The 18,468-nt window shown below is 67.7% G+C and carries 15 protein-coding genes, 1 tRNA gene and 1 other RNA gene; 6 read left to right on the forward strand and 11 right to left on the reverse strand.

All coding sequences use genetic code 11. From position 1 onward, the window contains the following. Window positions 1-239 precede the first annotated feature (239 nt). The 4 genes from ehuA to ehuB are packed head-to-tail and all read right to left on the reverse strand — an operon-like array spanning window position 240 to window position 3,377. The gene (ehuA, locus tag AB0N75_RS03120) at window positions 240-1,076 is read right to left on the reverse strand and encodes an ectoine/hydroxyectoine ABC transporter ATP-binding protein EhuA (protein ID WP_364645962.1); all 837 of its coding nucleotides are present in this window, start codon (window positions 1,074-1,076) and stop codon (window positions 240-242) included. Next, window positions 1,069-1,722, reverse strand: a complete 654-nt coding sequence (gene ehuD, locus AB0N75_RS03125) for an ectoine/hydroxyectoine ABC transporter permease subunit EhuD (RefSeq protein ID WP_364644983.1) — start codon at window positions 1,720-1,722, stop codon at window positions 1,069-1,071. The genes ehuA and ehuD overlap by 8 nt, the downstream gene beginning before the upstream one ends. Beyond that, complete coding sequence (gene ehuC, locus AB0N75_RS03130; RefSeq protein ID WP_364644986.1) at window positions 1,722-2,453, reverse strand: ectoine/hydroxyectoine ABC transporter permease subunit EhuC; 732 nt, start codon at window positions 2,451-2,453, stop codon at window positions 1,722-1,724. The genes ehuD and ehuC overlap by 1 nt, the downstream gene beginning before the upstream one ends. A gap of 9 nt (window positions 2,454-2,462) precedes the next feature. Then, a complete protein-coding gene (gene ehuB, locus AB0N75_RS03135; protein WP_364644989.1) occupies window positions 2,463-3,377 on the reverse strand; it encodes an ectoine/hydroxyectoine ABC transporter substrate-binding protein EhuB in 915 nt (304 codons plus the stop codon). A gap of 304 nt (window positions 3,378-3,681) precedes the next feature. On the opposite strand from ehuB, the gene AB0N75_RS03140 reads away from it, so the two are divergent. Both AB0N75_RS03140 and AB0N75_RS03145 read left to right on the forward strand, forming a co-directional pair. Continuing rightward, complete coding sequence (locus AB0N75_RS03140; protein WP_364644991.1) at window positions 3,682-4,461, forward strand: GntR family transcriptional regulator; 780 nt, start codon at window positions 3,682-3,684, stop codon at window positions 4,459-4,461. Window positions 4,462-4,649: 188 nt separating this feature from the next. Beyond that, window positions 4,650-5,450 (forward strand): alpha/beta hydrolase, encoded by an 801-nt coding sequence (locus AB0N75_RS03145; RefSeq protein WP_364644994.1) that lies wholly within the window; start codon window positions 4,650-4,652, stop codon window positions 5,448-5,450. A gap of 42 nt (window positions 5,451-5,492) precedes the next feature. On the opposite strand, the gene recR is transcribed toward AB0N75_RS03145, so the two are convergent. The 4 genes from recR to AB0N75_RS03165 all read right to left on the reverse strand — a co-directional run bounded on the left by recR (window position 5,493) and on the right by AB0N75_RS03165 (window position 10,794). After that, a complete protein-coding gene (gene recR, locus AB0N75_RS03150) occupies window positions 5,493-6,089 on the reverse strand; it encodes a recombination mediator RecR (RefSeq protein ID WP_127514123.1) in 597 nt (198 codons plus the stop codon). A 24-nt stretch (window positions 6,090-6,113) separates the two neighbouring features. Continuing rightward, window positions 6,114-9,605 (reverse strand): DNA polymerase III subunit gamma and tau, encoded by a 3,492-nt coding sequence (locus tag AB0N75_RS03155; RefSeq protein ID WP_364644998.1) that lies wholly within the window; start codon window positions 9,603-9,605, stop codon window positions 6,114-6,116. Window positions 9,606-9,683: 78 nt separating this feature from the next. Further along, window positions 9,684-9,779: signal recognition particle sRNA small type (gene ffs, locus AB0N75_RS03160), an RNA gene on the reverse strand. A 7-nt stretch (window positions 9,780-9,786) separates the two neighbouring features. Next, window positions 9,787-10,794 carry a hypothetical protein gene (locus tag AB0N75_RS03165; RefSeq protein ID WP_364645001.1) on the reverse strand — a complete coding sequence of 336 codons (1,008 nt, stop codon included), beginning with the start codon at window positions 10,792-10,794 and terminating at the stop codon, window positions 9,787-9,789. A gap of 272 nt (window positions 10,795-11,066) precedes the next feature. On the opposite strand from AB0N75_RS03165, the gene AB0N75_RS03170 reads away from it, so the two are divergent. Then, window positions 11,067-11,154 (forward strand) — tRNA-Ser (locus tag AB0N75_RS03170). A 221-nt stretch (window positions 11,155-11,375) separates the two neighbouring features. Here AB0N75_RS03170 and AB0N75_RS03175 read toward each other — a convergent pair. The 3 genes from AB0N75_RS03175 to AB0N75_RS03185 all read right to left on the reverse strand — a co-directional run bounded on the left by AB0N75_RS03175 (window position 11,376) and on the right by AB0N75_RS03185 (window position 14,519). Next, window positions 11,376-12,281 carry an oxygenase MpaB family protein gene (locus AB0N75_RS03175; protein WP_364645003.1) on the reverse strand — a complete coding sequence of 302 codons (906 nt, stop codon included), beginning with the start codon at window positions 12,279-12,281 and terminating at the stop codon, window positions 11,376-11,378. Between the two features lie 172 nt (window positions 12,282-12,453). Then, on the reverse strand, window positions 12,454-13,485 hold the full coding sequence (locus AB0N75_RS03180; RefSeq protein WP_364645006.1) for a 2-oxoglutarate and iron-dependent oxygenase domain-containing protein: 1,032 nt from the start codon (window positions 13,483-13,485) through the stop codon (window positions 12,454-12,456). Between the two features lie 122 nt (window positions 13,486-13,607). Then, window positions 13,608-14,519, reverse strand: a complete 912-nt coding sequence (locus tag AB0N75_RS03185) for a hypothetical protein (RefSeq protein ID WP_364645009.1) — start codon at window positions 14,517-14,519, stop codon at window positions 13,608-13,610. A 219-nt stretch (window positions 14,520-14,738) separates the two neighbouring features. On the opposite strand from AB0N75_RS03185, the gene AB0N75_RS03190 reads away from it, so the two are divergent. Genes AB0N75_RS03190 through AB0N75_RS03200 form a run of 3 tightly spaced genes read left to right on the forward strand, consistent with a single transcriptional unit; the run spans window position 14,739 to window position 18,407 of the window. Then, window positions 14,739-15,323, forward strand: coding sequence for a hypothetical protein (locus tag AB0N75_RS03190; protein ID WP_364645012.1), 585 nt, complete (start codon window positions 14,739-14,741; stop codon window positions 15,321-15,323). Then, window positions 15,316-16,851 (forward strand): Tat pathway signal protein, encoded by a 1,536-nt coding sequence (locus tag AB0N75_RS03195; RefSeq protein WP_364645015.1) that lies wholly within the window; start codon window positions 15,316-15,318, stop codon window positions 16,849-16,851. Before AB0N75_RS03190 ends, AB0N75_RS03195 begins: the two co-directional genes overlap by 8 nt. Then, window positions 16,848-18,407 (forward strand): multicopper oxidase domain-containing protein, encoded by a 1,560-nt coding sequence (locus tag AB0N75_RS03200; RefSeq protein WP_364645018.1) that lies wholly within the window; start codon window positions 16,848-16,850, stop codon window positions 18,405-18,407. Before AB0N75_RS03195 ends, AB0N75_RS03200 begins: the two co-directional genes overlap by 4 nt. Window positions 18,408-18,468: the final 61 nt, after the last annotated feature.

Genomic DNA, 18,468 nt, shown 5'->3' on the forward strand with positions numbered 1-18,468 from the left:
TGCCGCGGGGCCCTGGCTGCGGACACGGCGCGGCAAGGGCAATTCTAACGCCGCATCAGGTACGGCGGAGAATGCGGCCAATCAGTGTGACTGGCCAAGGTCATAACGACGCCGGTGCCTCCGAAGTGCCGCAACGCACCGGCGCCGACCTCCCGCCACCGTCGACTGCTCAGCAGCCGCCCTTATCCGCTCTCAAAAGGGCGTTATCTCAGCACTCGATGGCCGCCAACTCGTTTCGGTTAGCGGGTGCCGAGCTGGTCCTCTCCGCTGCCGAGCACGGCCTGCAGGAAGGACCGCGTCCGTTCGTGCTGCGGGTTGGTGAACATGACCTCGGGCGTGGCCTCTTCAACCACCTTGCCGCCGTCGAACATCATCACGCGGTTGGACACGTCGCGGGCGAACTGCATCTCATGCGTGACAATCAGCATGGTGATGTCGGTAGTGTCCGCGATGTGCCGCAGGATCCCCAGCACTTCGCCCACAATCTCCGGGTCTAGTGCGGAGGTGACCTCGTCCAGCAGCAGGATCTCGGGGTCCATCGCCAGCGCGCGGGCGATCGCCACCCGCTGCTGCTGGCCGCCGGAAAGCTCCAGCGGGTGGGCGTCCGCCTTGTCCGGCAGCCCTACGCTGTCCAGTAGTTCCATGGCGCGGGCTGTGGCCTGCTCCTTGGACTGGCCCAGCACGTGCACGGGCGCCTCGATGATGTTCTCCAGCACGCTCATGTTGGGGAAGAGGTTGAACTGCTGGAACACCATGCCGATCCGCTTGCGGATCTGCTTCTGCGCCTTCTCGCCCAGCTCCACCCGCTTGCCGTCGCGCTCCTCGTGGGTGAGGGGCTCGCCGTCGACGTAGATGTAGCCGCCGCTGAGCTCCTCCAGGGTCATCACCAGGCGCAGGATGGTGGTCTTGCCGGAACCGCTGGGGCCGATCAGGGTGACGCGGTCACCCTTGGCCACCTCGAAGTTCAGGTCTTTCAGGACCACGTTGTCGCCGAACCGCTTCTCCACGTTCTCGAACTTGATGGCGGGAACGTTGACCGCGGGGCGGGGTGCGGGGACGGTATCGGGATCAGTAATTGTAGGCAAGGCGCTTTTCCAATCTGGAGATGAGCAGGGAGGTCGGGTAGCTGGCCAGCAGGAAAATCACGCCGGCCAGGGTGATGGCCTCCATATATCTGAAGTGGTTGCCACCGAAGGTCAGGCCCGCGCGGACCAGTTCCACCACGCCGATGGAGAGCAGAAACGGGGTGTCCTTGAACATCGAGATGGCGTAGTTGCCCAGTGCCGGAACGGTTGCCCGCAGGGCCTGCGGAATGACCACGGCAATCCAGGTCCGGGACTTGGACATGGACAGCGCCTTGGTGGCCTCCCACTGGCCCTTGGGCACGGACTCGATGCCGGCCCGGTAGACCTCCGCCATGTAGGTGGAGTAGTGGATGCCGAAGACCGCGATGCCGATGACGATCGCGTCAACGCTCAGGAATGTCCAGTAAGCGAGCAGTAGCTGCACCACGATCGGCGTCATCCGGATGAAATCGCCGACGAAGTTGATGACCACCGCGATCGGCTTGGGCACCGACATCCGCAGGATCGCGATGACCAGCCCCAGCACGGCCGCAATCGCGGTGCTGACAACCGTCACCAGCAGTGTCACCTTCAGGAAGGCCAGCAGGAGCTCGGGGAGGACGGCGTAGGCGGCGTCCCAGTCCCATAATTCATTCATCAGCCCTTACCTCCTTCCGCTGCAACAGCGGTGTCCGGCGTCTTCAGGCTCAGGGTTTCGCGCAGCGAATCACCGCGGCCCAACTTGTGCTTGGCCTGGACCTCAAGGCCGTTCATCATCAGTGTCAGGACGTAGGCCAGCACAAAGTAGATGACCAGGCTGACGCCGTAGGCGAAGAAGGTGTTCGTATCCTGGCGCAACTGCTCGGTGTGGTAGGTCAGGTCCGCCAGCGTAATGAAGCTGACGATGGCTGTGCCTTTGAGCATGTGGATCAGGTAATTGGTCAACGACGGGATCATCAGGGCCCAGGCCTGCGGGAAGATGATCCGGCGCATCCGCTGTGCCTTGGACAGGCTGAGCGCCGTCGTCGCCTCCCACTGGCCGGTGGGTACGGAGTTGATGGAACCGCGCACCACTTCTGCGCAGTAGGCACCGTAGTTCAGCCCCAGCCCCAGGATGCCGCAGACCATGGCCGGAAGGTCCACGCCCAATTGCGGCAGCACGAAGAAGAAGAAGAACAGCTGCACTACCAGCGAGGTGCCGCGGAAGAATTCGATGAAGACCCGGCAGATGCCCCGCAAGAAGACGTTGTTCAGGCGGGCACCCAGTCCCAGGACCACCGCAATGACGATCGCCAGCAGGGCGCCGCCGAAGGTCAGGAGGAGGGTGATACCCAAGCCTTCCCAGATCCTCGGCGCCGCCTCAGCCAGCGCTGCAAAATTTGCCTCCATAGGAATGGACTAGCCCGCTGCCCCAGAGCAGAGCTGCTCGGTGGTCAGATCCTTCGGCGGCAGGTTCTCCTCGGTGAAGCCGAACTCGCCCAGCACGTCCACGTAGGTTTCCGGGGTCTCGGTGATCTTGCCCAGTTCGGCGTTGTAGGCGTCCAGCAGTTCGGTATCGCCCTTGCGGAACACGGTGCCGCCGGCGCCGATCTGCTCCTGGCCGTCGATGCTGGCGACGAACGCGTCGGTTACCTCGACGCCGGCGTCCTTGTTGTTGTCGGCCAGCCAGTTCAGCGAGATCGCGGTCATCGCGAAGGCGTCGGCGCGGCCGGCGGCCACGGTGTCCATGCCGTCCTGGGCGTTGCCCACCGACTGCACGTTGTCGATGCCGAGCTTGTCGGCGTAACCGGCTTCGATGCCGCCGGAGAGCACGGCCAGCTTGACGTCGTCGGCCTTGACCACCGAATCCATGTCGGTCAGGCCCTTGGGGTTGCCCTCCTTGACCATCAGGGCGGTGGTGTACATGATTTCCGGATCGCTGAACGCCGCCTGTTCGCAGCGCTCGGGAAGGATCGACATGCCGGCGCTGACCAGGTCGAACCGGCCGGCATTCAGCCCGGGGATTAGCGCGTCCCAGTCCACCAGCAGGACCTCCACGTTGTCCACGCCCAGGTTCTTGAAAATCTCCTCGTGCATGGCGATGGTGCCGCCGGTCGGTTTGCCGCCTTCCTGGAAGGAATAGGGGGCCTCGCCAGCGATGCCGACGGTCACGGTGCCTTCGTCCTTGATCTTGGCCAAGGTGTTGCCGGTTGCGGCGTCTTCGCCGCCCTCGGCAGAGGCGATTTGGCCATCGCCGCACCCTGCCAGCAGCAGCATGCCCAGAATGCTGGCCCCCGCCAAAGCGGTTCGTGACTTCGTCAGTCGCGCGTTCATCATTTCCTCTTTCGGTCGTGTAATGGGGCGAACCACCCAGCCCGCGCTCTGCAGCGCAACCCAGCCGACCCGACCCGAATTCGGTGGTGACAGTTGACAACGCTAATGAACTTCTGGTCAACATACAATTAGAGAGTCAGCGTGTATGTTTGTCGACAATATGACATACCCCAGCGTTTGCAAGGGCTGCAGGGGCCTCGGCCGCTGCGGTTACAATTTGGCTACGGACCGGCTGCAGAGGCCGAACCGAACGTTCACGCGGCGAACGCCTGTGTTCGAAGTGCCGGAAAGAAAAAGGATCCAGATGCCGCACAACTCCGCACCGGCCGGCGCGCCGGCTTTCCTGCGAGTGCACCGTCCGTCCACGGTGGACCTGATCGCCACCGAGCTGCGGAACGCCATCTACTCCGGCGGTCTTCCCGTCGGTTCCCCCTTGCGCGAGGTGGAGATCTCCCGCCAGCTCGGCGTCAGCCGCAGCCCGCTGCGCGAGGCAGCGCAACGCTTGGTCCAGGAAGGCCTGCTGACTGCCATCCCGGGGCAGGGTCTGCGGGTCGCGACCGTTTCCGAGGACCGCCTTCCCGACCTGTTTGAAGCGCGCATCGCCGTGGAGACGCACGCTGCCCGGATCCTCATTCGACACAACGACGCCGGTGCCCTCGCCAAGGTGACGGCGGCCTTCGACCACTTAACCGAGGCGGTCAAAGGAACGGACGCCCGGACCATCGGCGACGCCGACCTGGACTTCCACTTCGCCCTGGTGGAGGCCGCCGGCAACACCCGGCTGACCCGGTACATGTCCACGTTGGTGGTGGAAACCCGGTTGGCGAGTTTCAGCAGCAAGCAGGGCTACGTGGTCCGCCGGGATGTGACGCCCTCCCACCAGGCCATTATGGCGGCCTTGAAATCCGGCGACGCTGAGGCTGCTGCGGCTGCCATCGCCGAGCACCTCACCGAGGCCACCGCCCGGATGACCGGCGAGCTGGCCGAGCGAGGCATCGAAGTGGAGACCGTCGCGGGAGCGCCCGAGCCCGGCGCCGTCTACGAACTCGGACCCATCGACCACACCTCGAACCCGGCCGACTAAGCCCCCCGGTAGCCGACCAAAGGCGCCCAAGCCCCCGGTGGTCGACCAAAGGCGCCCGCGCCTGCGTGAAGACCGGGTGGGGACCGAGCATCTCCCGGTGGTCGACCAAAGGCGCTCGCGCCTGCGTGGAGACCCATGGAGACCCGTGGAGGCTCAACCCTCCGCGGCTCCCTTGCTACATTCACCCCATGGTGAATCTGCGCGGAAAGCTCGAACTGGCTGGAGTGAGCCTTCACTACACGGACATTTCCGGCCTCGAACCTGCGGTTGTTTTCCTTCATGGCGCCGGCGCCGACCACGTCATGTTCGAGGCGCAGGCGGCCGCGCTCGCTGAGCGTGGACAGCGGGTGGTCTTGCTTGACCTTCGCGGGCAGGGGCAGTCGCAACCCAATACGAAGCGGCCGACCGCGGAGCTGTTCGTGCAGGACGTGGAAGCGCTGATCGCCGAGCTGGGACTTGAGCGCCCCGTACTGGCGGGCCACTCGCTCGGCGGCAATATCGCCCAGGAACTGGTCCGGAGGAGTCCCGAAAAGTATGCGGGTCTGGTCGTGCTGGGTTCCACCTGGAACGCCGGGCCGCTTAAGTTCACTGAACGGTTCCTGCTGCGGCTGGCGGGCCCCATGCTCGCACTTGTTCCGGCTCGGTCCCTGCCGAAGGTCATGGCGAAAGCGTCAGCCGTGACCGACGCCGGGAGGGCCGATGCGGAACGCGCGTTTGCGCAGGTCACCAAGCGCGGGTTCATTGATGTTTGGCGGGCCACCGTGCAGTTCGTCGCCCCGGAGGCCGGATACCGCACGCCCATTCCCTTGCTGTTGGTACGCGGAGCGGAGGATAGGACCGGCAATATCGCCTTGGCCATGCCGGCGTGGGCGGCAGCCGAAAACGTGGCCGAGCGCGTCATCCCGGATGCCGGACACCTCGTGACCCAGGATGCACCGACCGCCGTCACAAAAGCCATCATCAAGTTCATGGCTGCTGAGACCCGCTGATCCGACGCGCCGCACACGGTGTGGCGCCGACGGCCCGTGGCATTAGGTCAGGATACGGCGGCCTTCGAATGCGCGGCCCAGGGTGACTTCGTCCGCGTACTCCAGGTCCCCACCAACCGGCAGTCCGGAGGCCAGCCGGCTCACGGGAATGCCAATGGCTTTGAGCATACGCGCCAGATAGGTGGCGGTGGCTTCGCCTTCCAAGTTGGGATCGGTGGCGATAATGATTTCTTCGATCTGCTTGTCCGAAAGCCGGTTCAGCAGTTCCTTGATGCGAAGCTGCTCCGGGCCGACACCGCCAATGGGGTTAATCGCGCCGCCGAGCACGTGGTAGCGGCCCCGGAAGGAACGGGTTCGCTCGATGGCGATAACGTCCTTGGACTCTTCCACCACGCAGATGGCCGTCGGATCCCGACGCGGGTCGCGGCAGATGTTGCAGGTGTCCTGTTCGGAGACGTTCCCGCAGATGGAGCAGAACTTCACCCGCTCCTTGACGTTGGTCACGGCATCAACGAGCCGTTTCATGTCGGCCGGATCTGCGTCCAGAATATGGAACGCGATGCGCTGCGCCGACTTCGGGCCGATTCCAGGCAAGCGGCCGAGCTCGTCGATCAGCTCCTGGACAGCACCTTCGTACACTGAACCTTCATTCTCCGCGTGCGGTCAGGAACCGTCGTGGCTTCGTTCTTCAATCAGGCGTCCGCCGAGCAACCGTTCGATGGCTGCGCGGCCCACAAGCCCGGAGTCCTCGATCGACTCGTCGTCGTCGCTGGGGATGTCCTCGACGTACTTCAAGTTTAGGTCACGGCCGGACGGGGACGGCGTTGCCGGGCTTGCCTTTGCCTGCGTCGCCTTCGCCTGGTCCAGCAGCTGCTGGTACCGGCTTCGCTTTTGGCCGGGCACCTGCAGGTCCGGCGTGGTCTCCCATTCCTCGGCGGGCGGTTCGTCGTTGGCATAGGGCACGTCGTCGTACGGCGTGGCCGGGGCCGACGGCGCCGGGGCGCTCTGGTCTGAAACCTGTCCGCCCTGGAGCTGCCCGTTGGGCTGGGCGGCTCCGTTGGGGGAGGGGGCTTCCGCTCCCGCCGTCGAATGATCCGGGGCCGATTTCACTGCGACTGCACCGGGGACTCCGGCGACAGCGGCAGAGGACCCCGAAGACATCCGCTCGGCCAGCTGGGCAAACACCGGCTTCTCCCCGGGCAGGGCCGGCGGCCGCTGGCCGCTGCCGGAAGCGCTGTTCGGTGACGCGGCCGACGGCGCGGAGGCCGCGGTGGTCCCGGACATGCCGCTCGGTGCCGACGCAGCGGAGTAGCCGGAGGCTGCAGACATGCCGGTGGCCGCGGTGGCTGCCGTGGGCCCGGACATCCCGCTGGGCGCTGAGTGGCCGGAAGCCGCCGAAGTACTGGATGCGGCGGATGGTGCGGATCCTGTCGAGGAAGCGGACATAGGCGAGGGAGCCGTCATCCCGGATCCTGCGGACGGGCTGGAGACGCCGGACGGTGCCGAGACAGCTGACGGCGCCGACCAGCCCGACACTGCAGACGTGTCCGATGCGGCAGGAAATCCGGAAGGCGCCGAATCTGTGGTGGGCGTCATGCCGGCCGCCGGAACCGGCAGCGCGGAGGCCGGTGCAGGCGCCGGCGGAGTGCTGTGCGCCGCGGGCTCCGGGACGGGCGCGGGCGCGTTTACCGTAGCGGTGTTGGCGGACCATCCACCGTCTGCCGGCTGCTGCCGGCTAGTTGGTACTTTTGGGCCGGACTCACCCGCTGTCACCGAAGCATCTTCCACGGTGAGGATCCGCAGGTCCATGCCGAGCACCTGCTGGATGGCCTGCCGCAGGTTATCCGCGTGGTCGCCGTTGCCGAAGTTGGTCGCGGAACCTTGGTTCTTGAAACCGAGGGTTAGCGCTGTGCCGTCCAGGCTGAGCGGCGAGGCATTGGCGCTCACGTTCATCCAGGTCACCTTGCGGATGCCGCTGAGGGTGCTCAGGATCTCCGGCCAGGCTCGGCGGATCATCTCGATCTGGCCGGACGCCTGCGGGGCAGCGGGATCCTGCCGCGACGGCTGCGCCGGTGCCGCGGTCGGTTCCGGACGGGAAGGCTGCTGCTGTGCGGCGCCCGACGGCGCTGTGGCCGGTTCCGGCCGGGAGGGCTGGTGCTGGGCGGCGGGTGTTTCCCGGGCCGGACGTTGCGGAGCAGACTGCTGGGCCGGGGGTTGTCCCTGTGCTTGCGGCTGTCGCTGGGCGGGCGCCTCGGCGGCACTCGGATCCCCGGACTGCTGGGCCGCCGGAGCCAGGTTCACGGGCGCTTGAGCGGGGGCCGGGGTGGCGGGCTTCTCCGGTGCGGGTGCCGGCTCGGGCATGGCGCCCCAGGAACCGCCCCAGTCGGCCGAAGTCTCGGGCTCTGAACCGGCGGCAGTTTCGTGCGGCTGGGCGGCGTTGGACGTTCCCTTCACGCCGGCGTCCTGCCGGCTGGCATCCCGCGGGTTTCCGAAGACGGACGTCGGAACAGCCGGGCCGGACTCGACCGGCGCCGCGGGCTCGACGGGCGCGGAGGCACCGGCATGCGTGCCGGCTGCGGCTGCCGGGGCGGCAGGCATCTGGGCAGCAGGCGCAGCGGCAGCGGATGCACCGGCGGTATCTGGAATCTGGGTTGCGGAGGTTCCCGAAGCCGCAGGTGCCGTGGGGCCGGAAGTGGCGGGAGCGCCGCCGTCGTGCTGTGGGGCAGCCTGCGCAGCGGGTTGCGCATTGGCAGTGGGGGCAGGCGAACCCTGCTGGTCCTCGCGCGGCCAATCGGCGGTGCTCACCCGCGGGGGAGTGATGCGCTCGGCCTCCTGGCGCGGCGATTCAGCGGGGGCCGGGGCTTGCGCCTTCTGAGCATTGGCTCCGCGCAGCGCGGCGCGGGCGGCAGCCGGCCCGGAGAGCGCAGGTTCGGCGGCAGCGTGGGCGACGGGCGCCTGGCCATTGTCGATGGGCGCGGACACCGGGGCTCCGCCGTAGCTGAGCCGGCGCTCGATCCGGTCCACCCGGGCCGCGACGCCCTGCTCGCCCTGGTCGGCGGAAGGCAGCAGGATCCGCGCGCAGAGCAGTTCCAGATGCAGGCGCGGCGAGGTGGCACCGGTCATCTCGGTCAGCGCCTGGTTGGTGATGTCCGCGGCGCGGGAGAGTTCGGAGGCGCCCAGCTGGTTGGCCTGGGTCTGCATCCGGGCGATCTGGTCCTCCGGGACGCCGCGCAGGATGGCGTGGGCGCTTTCCGGCATGGCCCGCACAATGATCAGGTCGCGGAAACGCTCCAGCAGGTCCTCGACGAAGCGGCGCGGGTCGTGGCCGGTCTGCACCACGCGGTCCACGGCGCTGAACACCGTGGACGCGTCCGCCGCCGCGAACGCGTCGACCACGTCGTCCAGCAGCGAAGCATGCGTGTAGCCGAGCAGCGACACGGCCAGTTCGTAATCCAGCCCGCTGGGGCCGGCGCCGGCCATCAACTGGTCCAGCACGGACAGCGAGTCGCGGACGGAACCGCCGCCGGCCCGGATCACCAGCGAGAGGACGCCCGGGGCCACCGGCACGTTCTCCTGCCGGCAGAGCAGCTCGAGGTACTGCATCAGCGGTTCCGGCGGGACCAGCCGGAACGGGTAGTGGTGGGTGCGCGAGCGGATGGTGCCGATGACCTTGTCCGGCTCCGTGGTGGCGAAGATGAACTTGATGTGTTCCGGCGGCTCTTCCACGATTTTCAGCAGCGCGTTGAAGCCGGCGGACGTGACCATGTGGGCCTCGTCGATGATGAAGATCTTGTAGCGGTCGCGCACCGGGGCGAAGGTGGCCCGTTCGCGCAGGTCGCGGGCGTCGTCCACACCGCCGTGGGACGCGGCGTCGATCTCGATGACGTCCAGGCTGCCGGGTCCGCCGCGGCCCAGTTCAACGCAGGAATCGCACGTGCCGCACGGGGTGGGGGTGGGGCCTTCGGCGCAGTTCAGGCAGCGGGCCAGGATGCGGGCGGAGGTGGTCTTGCCGCAGCCGCGCGGGCCGGAGAACAGGTAGGCGTGGTTGACGCGGTTCTTTTGCAGCGCCGCCATCAGCGGATCGGTGACGTGTTCCTGCCCGATAACGTCCGCAAAAGTGTCCGGGCGGTAGCGACGGTAAAGGGCTGTACTCACGATGAAACCCTATCGGTTGAAACTGGGCCCACGCACGCCGGAGCGCTGGGGCTGGGGATAGGTAGCAGGCGGGGGTTAAGTAAAGACCCCTCATGCACCTGACAGAGCCCGCTTACCCTTGCTACCTTCCGGTCCTGGGGGAGTTCACAGGATGACACCGCATGAGGGGCCGACGAATAGTCTACCCGACTCCGGACTGCCTCCCGAAATCCCCGGCGGCGCTGCCGTCAGACTCCCACCAGCGCAGCACGCGGGCGCAGCGCAGGGTGGCCCAGCGGCCGATGTCCTCGGCCGTCCAACGGAACCACATCCGGCCGGGATACGGCCGGTAGCCGCCCCAGTTGCCCGGGCTGCGCCGGTGCGAGGCGATCGCCTCCACGGCCATCGACATCCGGTCATCCTGCGGGCAGTTTTCGGCGCGGAAGTACTCCAGCCCGCGCAGGATGTCGAAGTGCCACTGCGGAGGGAACCGGAACTGGGCCAGCGTCGGATGGGCCAAGCCGCCGGTGCGGTGCGAACGGTAGAGCGAATGCATCAGCAGGAACTCGCGGCCGCGGGCCTCGGCGGCAGCCACCGGAAGTTGCCCGCCGCTGTGTCGGTAGGCTGCCAGCCCCTCCAGTGTGCTGATGGTGGTGTGGAAGGAGCCGTGCTTGTCCGGCGACGTGTGCGGCTCGCAGTTCCAGCCGCCATCGTCGAGTTCCTCGGCCAGCAGCCAGGCCACCGCGTCGTCGATCCGGGCATCGCCGTCGAGCCGCTGGCCCAGCTCTGAGCCGACCAGCACGGCCATCGCCGTGACGCAGTTTTCGGCCCGCTGCGGATGCCGGTCGAAGCTGAGTCCGCCGTCGAAGTAGGCCGCCCCGTCCAGCAGCCGCTGGCACCCGGAAACTGCCTGCGGGTGCCCGGGGGGCAGGCCGAGCCAGTGCAGCAGCAGCAAAGTGAACATGGTGGAGGTCCACTTGGGGTTGTAGAGCCCGTCGTCCCAGCCGCCGTCCGGGTCCTGCGCCTGGAGCAGCAGCGCACCCCACCCGTTGCCCGGGATATCGGCCTGCGCCTTGGCCACCTCAGGCTCGGGCGCATCGCAGAGATCGCGCAAGGTTTGGTACCGGATGGACGGGTCGCCGGCCAGCAGCCAGTCCAGAATGCGCGCCGATGGACCGCTGCCTTCTGCGGGCTCCGGATTGGTGGCCACGGCGCATCATTCCCCTCGGATGAAGGCTTCCCCTGAGCCGCTCACCTCTTCTATGGCGACATTTTGCCACTGCCGGAATCAGGCTTCCAGAGCCGAGGGGTAGATCCCTCCGGCCGGCGTGGAAATCGTTCCTTCTGGCCCCGCCCTGCCCGTTTCGGCGCGCGCGGATTGCGCCCCGGGCTGCTTATGCCGAGTCTGCTGGCCGGCTGCCCGATTCGGCAGATCGGGCGGGTTTCGGGTACTCTAGTATCTGCTCTTGTGAGCAAACATCTGGAGGATTCGCCTAGCGGCCTATGGCGCACGCCTGGAACGCGTGTTGGGTTCACGCCCTCGGGGGTTCAAATCCCCCATCCTCCGCCACGAACAGCGGCCCCGATCTGCACTGCAGACCGGGGCCGCTGTTTTCTTTAACGACGACGACGGTGCTTTGCGCCAACAAGTGAGCCGGTATCGCCCTGCGATCCGGCATAACTGTCCACCTTCAGCGATAACCGTCCAGGTTTTGGAGACGCATCAGGCCCTGACCTGCGGGTTTATTCAAGCGGGCGTCAAAACATGGACAGACGCTGCCGGGACTGTCGTCAGGCCTGCTGGCGGAGCCGGGCGAGCCGGCGTCGGGCGGCAGCTTCGCTGGGGCCGGTCTTGCTCAGGCCCAACCGCACGACGCCGAGCACCAGCCAGGTGGCCGGCTTGATCAGGATCCGCAGCGGGAGTGGAGTGCGCGGACGTAGGCCCAGCAGGCGGCGGTGATCCTCGGGCAGGGTCTCGACGGCGGCGGCGAACAGGATGCTGTAGCCCAGCCGTTGAGAGCGGGGCAGCGGCGGGTGGCGGACGAACTCAACTGTTTCCTGCATGGCAGCTGAGGCGGTGAGTTCCGGCCGGTAGCTGTCCAATTGGCGGCGCAGTTCGGCGAAGGTGCGGGGCGGATCGGTGACCCGCATCAGCTCGCCGGCTGTCGCCCATTCGGCCACATATTGATCGGGACCGCCGGGCAGCCGCTTGCCGTACGTGAGATACGAAGTGACAAAAGCATCGGTAAAGGTCAGATGCACCCAGCGCAGCAGGTGCGGATCATTGGCGTAGTACGGCTGCAGCTCGCCGGACGAGTCGGTGTAGGTGCCGCGGACCCGTTCGTGCAGCTGCAGCACCAAGTCGCAGGCAGACTTGGCCGCGGACGTGTCCCCATAGGTCACGGTGAAGATCCACCGGATGGTGTTGGCCAACCGGGCCAGCGGAGCGGCCCGGTACGCGGAGAAGTCATCCACGCCGGCCAGCGCCCCGGGGTGCAGTGTCTGGACGAGCAGGGAACGGATGCCCGCCACCAGCGTGGTCATCGAGCGGTGGACCGTCCAGACAGCGGAATCCGGCGCGAAGTAGCCGGCGTCGTCGCCGTTTTCCAGCTCAAGTTCCCACTGCGGCACGGTGTCGCTCTGTCCGGCGAAGGTGCCGCGCAGCTCGTCGCGCCAGCGGATCAGGATGTTGCCCACACAGCCATTATGGGTGCGCGGACGGACGATGTGCACGGGGAAAGCGGGTCTCCACGCGTTCGCTGGCGCTCACTTGGTCGAGCACCGGGGCGGGTCTCCACGCGTTCGCTGGCGCTCACTTGGTCGACCACCGGGTGGGGCTGGCTTGGTCAACCACCGAGGCGGGGCGCTGCTACTTTTTGGCGAGGAGCTCCGGGTAGTACTTCTCGGTGACGTCCGGGTGGGCGCGTAGCCGGCCCTTGAGCATGTTGGCGCCGAAGCTGGAGAGCATCGGGTTGGTCGGGTCGTCGGTGCGTCCGCGGGATTCGGCCTTGAGCTCGTCCGGCAGCGGGACCGGATCGATCACGGCGTCCAGGCGCGGCGACCAGAAGAACGGCACCGAGTAGCGGTCAACGCCGGGCGGCGGAGCCTGCACGCGGTGGATCGTGGCGGTGATGTAGCCGTCGGTCGCGACCTCGAGCATTTCGCCGAGGTTCACCACCAGGGCGCCCTCGATCGGCTCCACCGGCAGCCATTCCTCGGACTCCGGCGGCCGGACCTCCAGGCCACCGACCATGTCCTGCAGCAGCAGGGTAACGAAACCGTAGTCGGCGTGGATGCCCACGCCCTGGTCGCCGGCTTCCTCTACAACGCCGCCCACGTAGTGCACCAGCTTGCCCATCCAGTGCGGGGTGTCGGCGAACGGCTCGTCGAAGTAGTCCTCCGGCAGGCCCAGTCCGACGCCGATGGCGGCCAGCAGGTCGTGGCCCACCGAGGACATGAGCTCGGCCCATGCCATCGCCTTTTCGCGCAGGTCCGGCTGCACAGCGTCCGGCCACTGGTTCGGGCCGCGCAGCAGCCAGTACTTCTGGTCGTCCGAGTAGTCGGCCACCGGCTCGCTCTCGGGCGAGTAGTCCAGCTGCTCGCGGGCGTCGGCCCGGCCCTGGGTCCGCTCGGTGCCCATCCGGGTGTAGCCACGGAAGTGCGGGGAATTCCGGTTGTCCAGCTTGAGCCGCTCGTCCAGCGGCAGCTCGAAGAAGCGCTTGATCGCGTCGAAGAGCTCCGCCGGCTGGCCGTCGGCCGCGCCGTAGCCAACAATCTGGAAGAAACCGACGCGGTGCGCGGCGTCGCGCAGTTGGTCGATGAAGTCCGGATTGAAGCTGCCGTCTGCCAGCCGGGCGGTGCTCATGTCGAGGACAGGAATGGTTCCCTGAAAAGCGTTCATGCTGGCAGGCTAGCACCGGCTCCGCTGTCAATTGTTACGGACGTTACGATTTGCTGCGCGGGCAAAGTATTGCTTGACGTGCGGGCAAATCAGGCGTGAAATACACCCCCGGTTACGTCGTATTACAGCGTCTGCGCGATCGCCGCCCAGGTTCGCAGGAACGCCGCGCCGGCCTCCTCGTGCACGGCTTTCGGGAAGCCCAGATGGGCCGCGGTCAGCACCGGATACGGCTTCTCCGGCACTCCCTCCGCCGGCCGCACATCCACATGCAGCACGGCGTGCCCGTGGTGGTGCAGCAGGTCGGACATGGCATAGTCGGTGCGCGAATCGCCCATGGTCCGCCAAGCATGCGGCACCACGCCGTCAGCGGCCAGCATCTCCAGCGCCCGCTGCGCGCCCAGGTCCTTGCCCAGCTGCACCGATTCGATGTCCGTGGCGATGATGTTCGGATCCACCCGGTAGTCAATCCGGTCGTCGCTGTCCGGCAGGTGCTGATCCAGCCGGGTGGCACCCATATTGAACCGGCGCATCAAAGCCAGGACCTCGGCGTCGAACTCTTCCTGCACCCGGCGGTACTCCCGGTTCTCCGTGCCCACCACCTGTTCCACGGACACCATGGCCTTCTTGGTTTCGTCGAAGAACATGAGGCTGGAATAGCCCGAGCTGACCAGCTTGCGCACCTCGGCGGCGAACTCCTGCGGCGGGGCCAGCGAGTGGTCCACATGGATGGTGCCGGGGCCGTCCGCGGTGAAGCTGAACCAGACGGCGCCCTTCTCGCAGACCGCGTAGCAGCGCACCCCGGCTGGCATCCCGGCGGCCAGCATCGGCTCCATCACCTGCTCTCGGATGAAGTGGTCCGAGCGCCCGGTGTTGAACACGATCGGCCAGCCGCGCTTGGCCATCACCAGCAGCGAGTGGATGATCTCGGGCGGAACCGTGCGGGTCACCGGGGAAGAGACCGGCCCGTCGACGTCCAGCAACAGTCCGATGGGTGGCTGGTCGGGGCGGGCGGGGACACCGGCGGTGAGGGTCATGATCCCAGTATGGCCGTGTGCCGGGACCGTTTGAACCCCTCAAGTTTTTCCCAAGTCCGCATGGAAACGATGGGTTTCTTAGGTCCATTGGGGAGTGGAAGCGGTACCGAAATGACAACGCTGCATGGGGATAGCGCGGTCGTGACGGGGATGGAGGGCAGCGCAAGCCTGCCGTCCGGTCTCTCGCGTCGTGTTTTTGGAGTTCTGGTTGGAGCCGGCGTGGCCGGCGTGGTTGGGGGCGCCGGGCTGCTCACGGCCAGCCACCAGCGGGCGGGCGGCATGGGGCCGGGAGGCGTGGAAACGTCCTTCGGGAGCGTGCGGCTTGCGTCCGCGGAGCGCCAGCATCGGTTGGCGTACGACGGCGGTGTTCCCGCCCCTGGTGCGGAATCCTCCGCTGCGGCGGGGGCGTCCGGCGCGGCGCCGGACGGGTCCGGGCACGCGGGCCACGGCGCCATCGTGGCGTCGGCGCCGCAGCCGGCGAACATGACCTGGGGCGACCACTTGCTGGTGGAGCTGGAGGTGCAGAACGCTTCGGACGGCGACGTGCTGTTCGCGCCCGGACAGCTGCGGCTGAAGGTCGGCGACGGCGGCCCGACGGTGACCAACCGGGACTCGGGGGACGCCGCAACGTTGGCGCCCCGGAGCACCGGGCGCTTCTGGATCAGCTTCCTGGTCCCGGCGGACGCGCAGAGCTTCTCCGCGGAGTTCACCGACCCGTGGCTGCATTCCGCGCCGCTGGAGCTCCAGCTGCCCCGGGTGGCGCTGAGACCCGGCTGGCTGGACGAAGGAGGCCATCATGACTGAACAAATTCCGGAGCCGGACCACGGCGCCGCGGTGAGGGTCGGGTCGGTCGCCACGGGCGCCGCGGCCGCCGGGCTGCCGAGCGGCGCCCCGGCGTCCGGCCTGCCGACGGACTCCGCGGAGACAGCCAGCGTGGGGCGCTGGAACTTCCTCAAGTACGGGGCCGCCGCCGGACTCGGCGCGCTGGCTCTGGGCGGACTGGGCGGCGCGGCACCGGCCCAGGCGACGGCGGCTGGATTGAGGAGCCCCGCCCAGTCCGCCGCTTCCACCGGAACCCGGCCCTCCGCCGTCGTGCCCCTCCCGGGTGTGCTGGACCTGTACATCAACGAGGGCTACCTGAAGATGGTGGACGACTCGCTGGTTTACCACCGCGGCTTCGGCGACCGGCCCACCGGGCTGCGCGACGCGTCGCCCAGCCTGGCCGTGGTGCCCAAGGTGTTCACCGCTGACGGCCGGTTGGTGGAATCGCGGACCTATCCGCTGGGGGCCGCGCTGCCGCCCCGTGGCACGCCGCAGCCGTTCGGTCCGGACCCAGCGAACCCGGGGCAGTACTTCATCCGGCGCAACCACTGGGCCAGCTACCTTCCGGCCCGCACCATCGTGGCCGAGGTGGGCTCCACGCTGCGCTTCCGGGTGCACAACCGGCTGGCCAAACACCACGAGTTTCAGCTGCACGACGTCGGACCAGGCCACGCGGACGTCGGCACCGGTCCGATTGCGCCGGGGGCGAGCGCCCTGCTGGAGCTGCCCTGCCCGCCGGCCGGCACGTACATCTTCACGGATCCGACCAACGCCCCGGTGGAGCGGACGCTCGGGCTGTTCGGTGCGCTGCTGGTGATGGACCCGGCGCACCAGTGGGACATCACGCCCGGCAAGGCCAGCTTCGAACGGCAGTGGGTGTGGATCTGCCACGCGGTGGAATCAAACTGGGCTGCGATCGAGGCCGCCGGCGGCACCGTTGACCCGCTGCAGACCAAGGCGGTGCCGCGGTACTTCACGCTCAACGGGCGCAGCGGCTACGAGTCGCTGGCGATGACCCGGAACGAGGCGCTGAACCTGGCCAGCGAAGAGGAAACCCTGGTCTCCGGGTATCCGCGGCAGCTCGACGTACGCCAGTTCGGCGAAGGCACCACCGCCGGCACCCTGCGCGGCGGCCAGCTGGTGCGGCTGATCAACCCCGGGATTGTCTACCACCAGATCCATTTCCACGGGAACCACCTCTGGACCGTGCGGCGGAACAACTACCACTGGCCGCGGAGCGACGGGTACGTGGACAAGCAGGGCCACGTGGTGCTGCAGCAATGGGAGGACGTGGTGGAACTGGAACCGATGGACCGCAAGGACTGCATCATCCCGGTCAAGCGTCCGCCGGATGCCCTTGACCCGGTCTGGCACGCCCGGACCACTGACTGGGAGTACCCGATGCACTGCCACGCCGAACCGTCGCAAACCGCCGCGGGCGGCATGTATCCGGGCGGCCTGGTGGCGCACTGGAGTCTGAAGGCACCGATCCCCGGGGAGGGAGCATGAGCAACGTGAACGTGCCCTTGCGCTCCAACAAGAGCAAGGCCGCGAAACGGGCCGAAAAGGAACGCAAGCGGGCCGAGGCAGAGCGGAAAAGGGAGGCGGACGCCCGGAAACGCGCCGCCGCCGCGGCCCTCAAGAAGCGGGAAGCCGAACAGCGGAACAGCAAGAAGAACGACGGCGGTGGCAAGGGCGGGAAACCGACGCAGGCGCCGAAACCGAGCGCGCCGGCGAAACCGAGCGCGAAACCGAAGCCGACGGCCACGCCGAAACCGACGCCGAAACCGACCGCGACGCCGAAACCAACCGCGACGCCCCGTCCCACGGCGACGGCGGCGCCCACTGCCACAGCGACGCCGAAGCCCACGGAGGCACCGTCGTCGTCGCCCACGCCCGAACCGACCCAAGAACCGAGTCAGCAGCCGACGCCGAGCCCGCGGCCCAGCAATGACGACGAGGTCCCGCGGCACAGGTTCCGCAGCCAGGTGGACTTCAGTTCCGACCAGCTGGACCTGGACCGCCCGGTCACGGAGTTCCGGCAGACGCCGCACTCGTCCGTCTACCTGGAGGTCTTCAACCGGGACCTGCGGTTCGACGACGGCGCCGAGTTCGAAATGTGGAGCTTCGACTCGCCGCAGTCCGGCCGCGGCTTCCCCGGGCCGCTGATCCGGCCCCTGGAAGGGAAGATCTTCCACGCCACCGTCCATCCGTCGATGGGCCCGCACACCATCCACTGGCACGGGCTGGAGCCGGACCCGCGCAACGACGGCGTGGGGCACACCTCATTCGAGATCGGCGGCACCTACACGTACCAGTGGGCGCCGGAACCGGGCCGGCCCGGCGACCCCAACTACGGCGCGGCTGGCACCTACTTCTACCACTGCCACGTCAACACCACGCTGCACGCGCAGATGGGCATGTTCGGCCCGGTGATCGTGGATCCGGTGGTCCACCCCGACTATCCGGTGACGCCCGGCGCGCGGCGGGCGTTCGTCGACGGGCCGGAGTATGACATCGACACCGAGTCCATCGTGATCCCGTACTCGCTGGACCCGCGCTGGCATGAAATGCACCACGCGGCCGGGCTTTCCGGTGAGGACGTGGGGCTGAACCGGTTCGAGCCCAAGCACTTCTACCTGATGGGCGGCGAGCTGGTCCGTCGGCGCTCCGGCGACAACCGGGTCTGGAGCCTGTCGGCGCTGCGCGCCAACGTGGCCGGAGGCGCGAAAAAGCCCACGCTGCTGCGCATCCTGAACGCCAACTACCTGCCCAACCACATGCGCTTCACCACGGTGGACGGCGAACCCGTGCGGATGGCGGAGCTGATAGCGCACGACGGCCGGCCGTTCCGGGACACGTCGGTACCTGGTGCGCCGTCGCCTACCTGCCGGGAGGCGGGCTATCCGCTGCTGACCGACGTGTTGGCCTTCGGCGCCGCCGAACGGTACGACGTGATCCTGCATCCGCCGGAGCCGGGGGAGTACCGGTTGCGGGTCGAATGGGAGGACTGGATCACCGGCGAAGTCCTGGGGGTCCGCGAGGTGCCGATCACCGCGGCATGACACCTGGCGCAGAGCCGGCCGGCGGCGCCCGCAGCGTAACCATTTGGCCACGGTCGGCGGC

The sequence above is a fragment of the Arthrobacter sp. NPDC089319 genome, assembly GCF_040684925.1.
Lineage (GTDB): Bacteria > Actinomycetota > Actinomycetes > Actinomycetales > Micrococcaceae > Crystallibacter.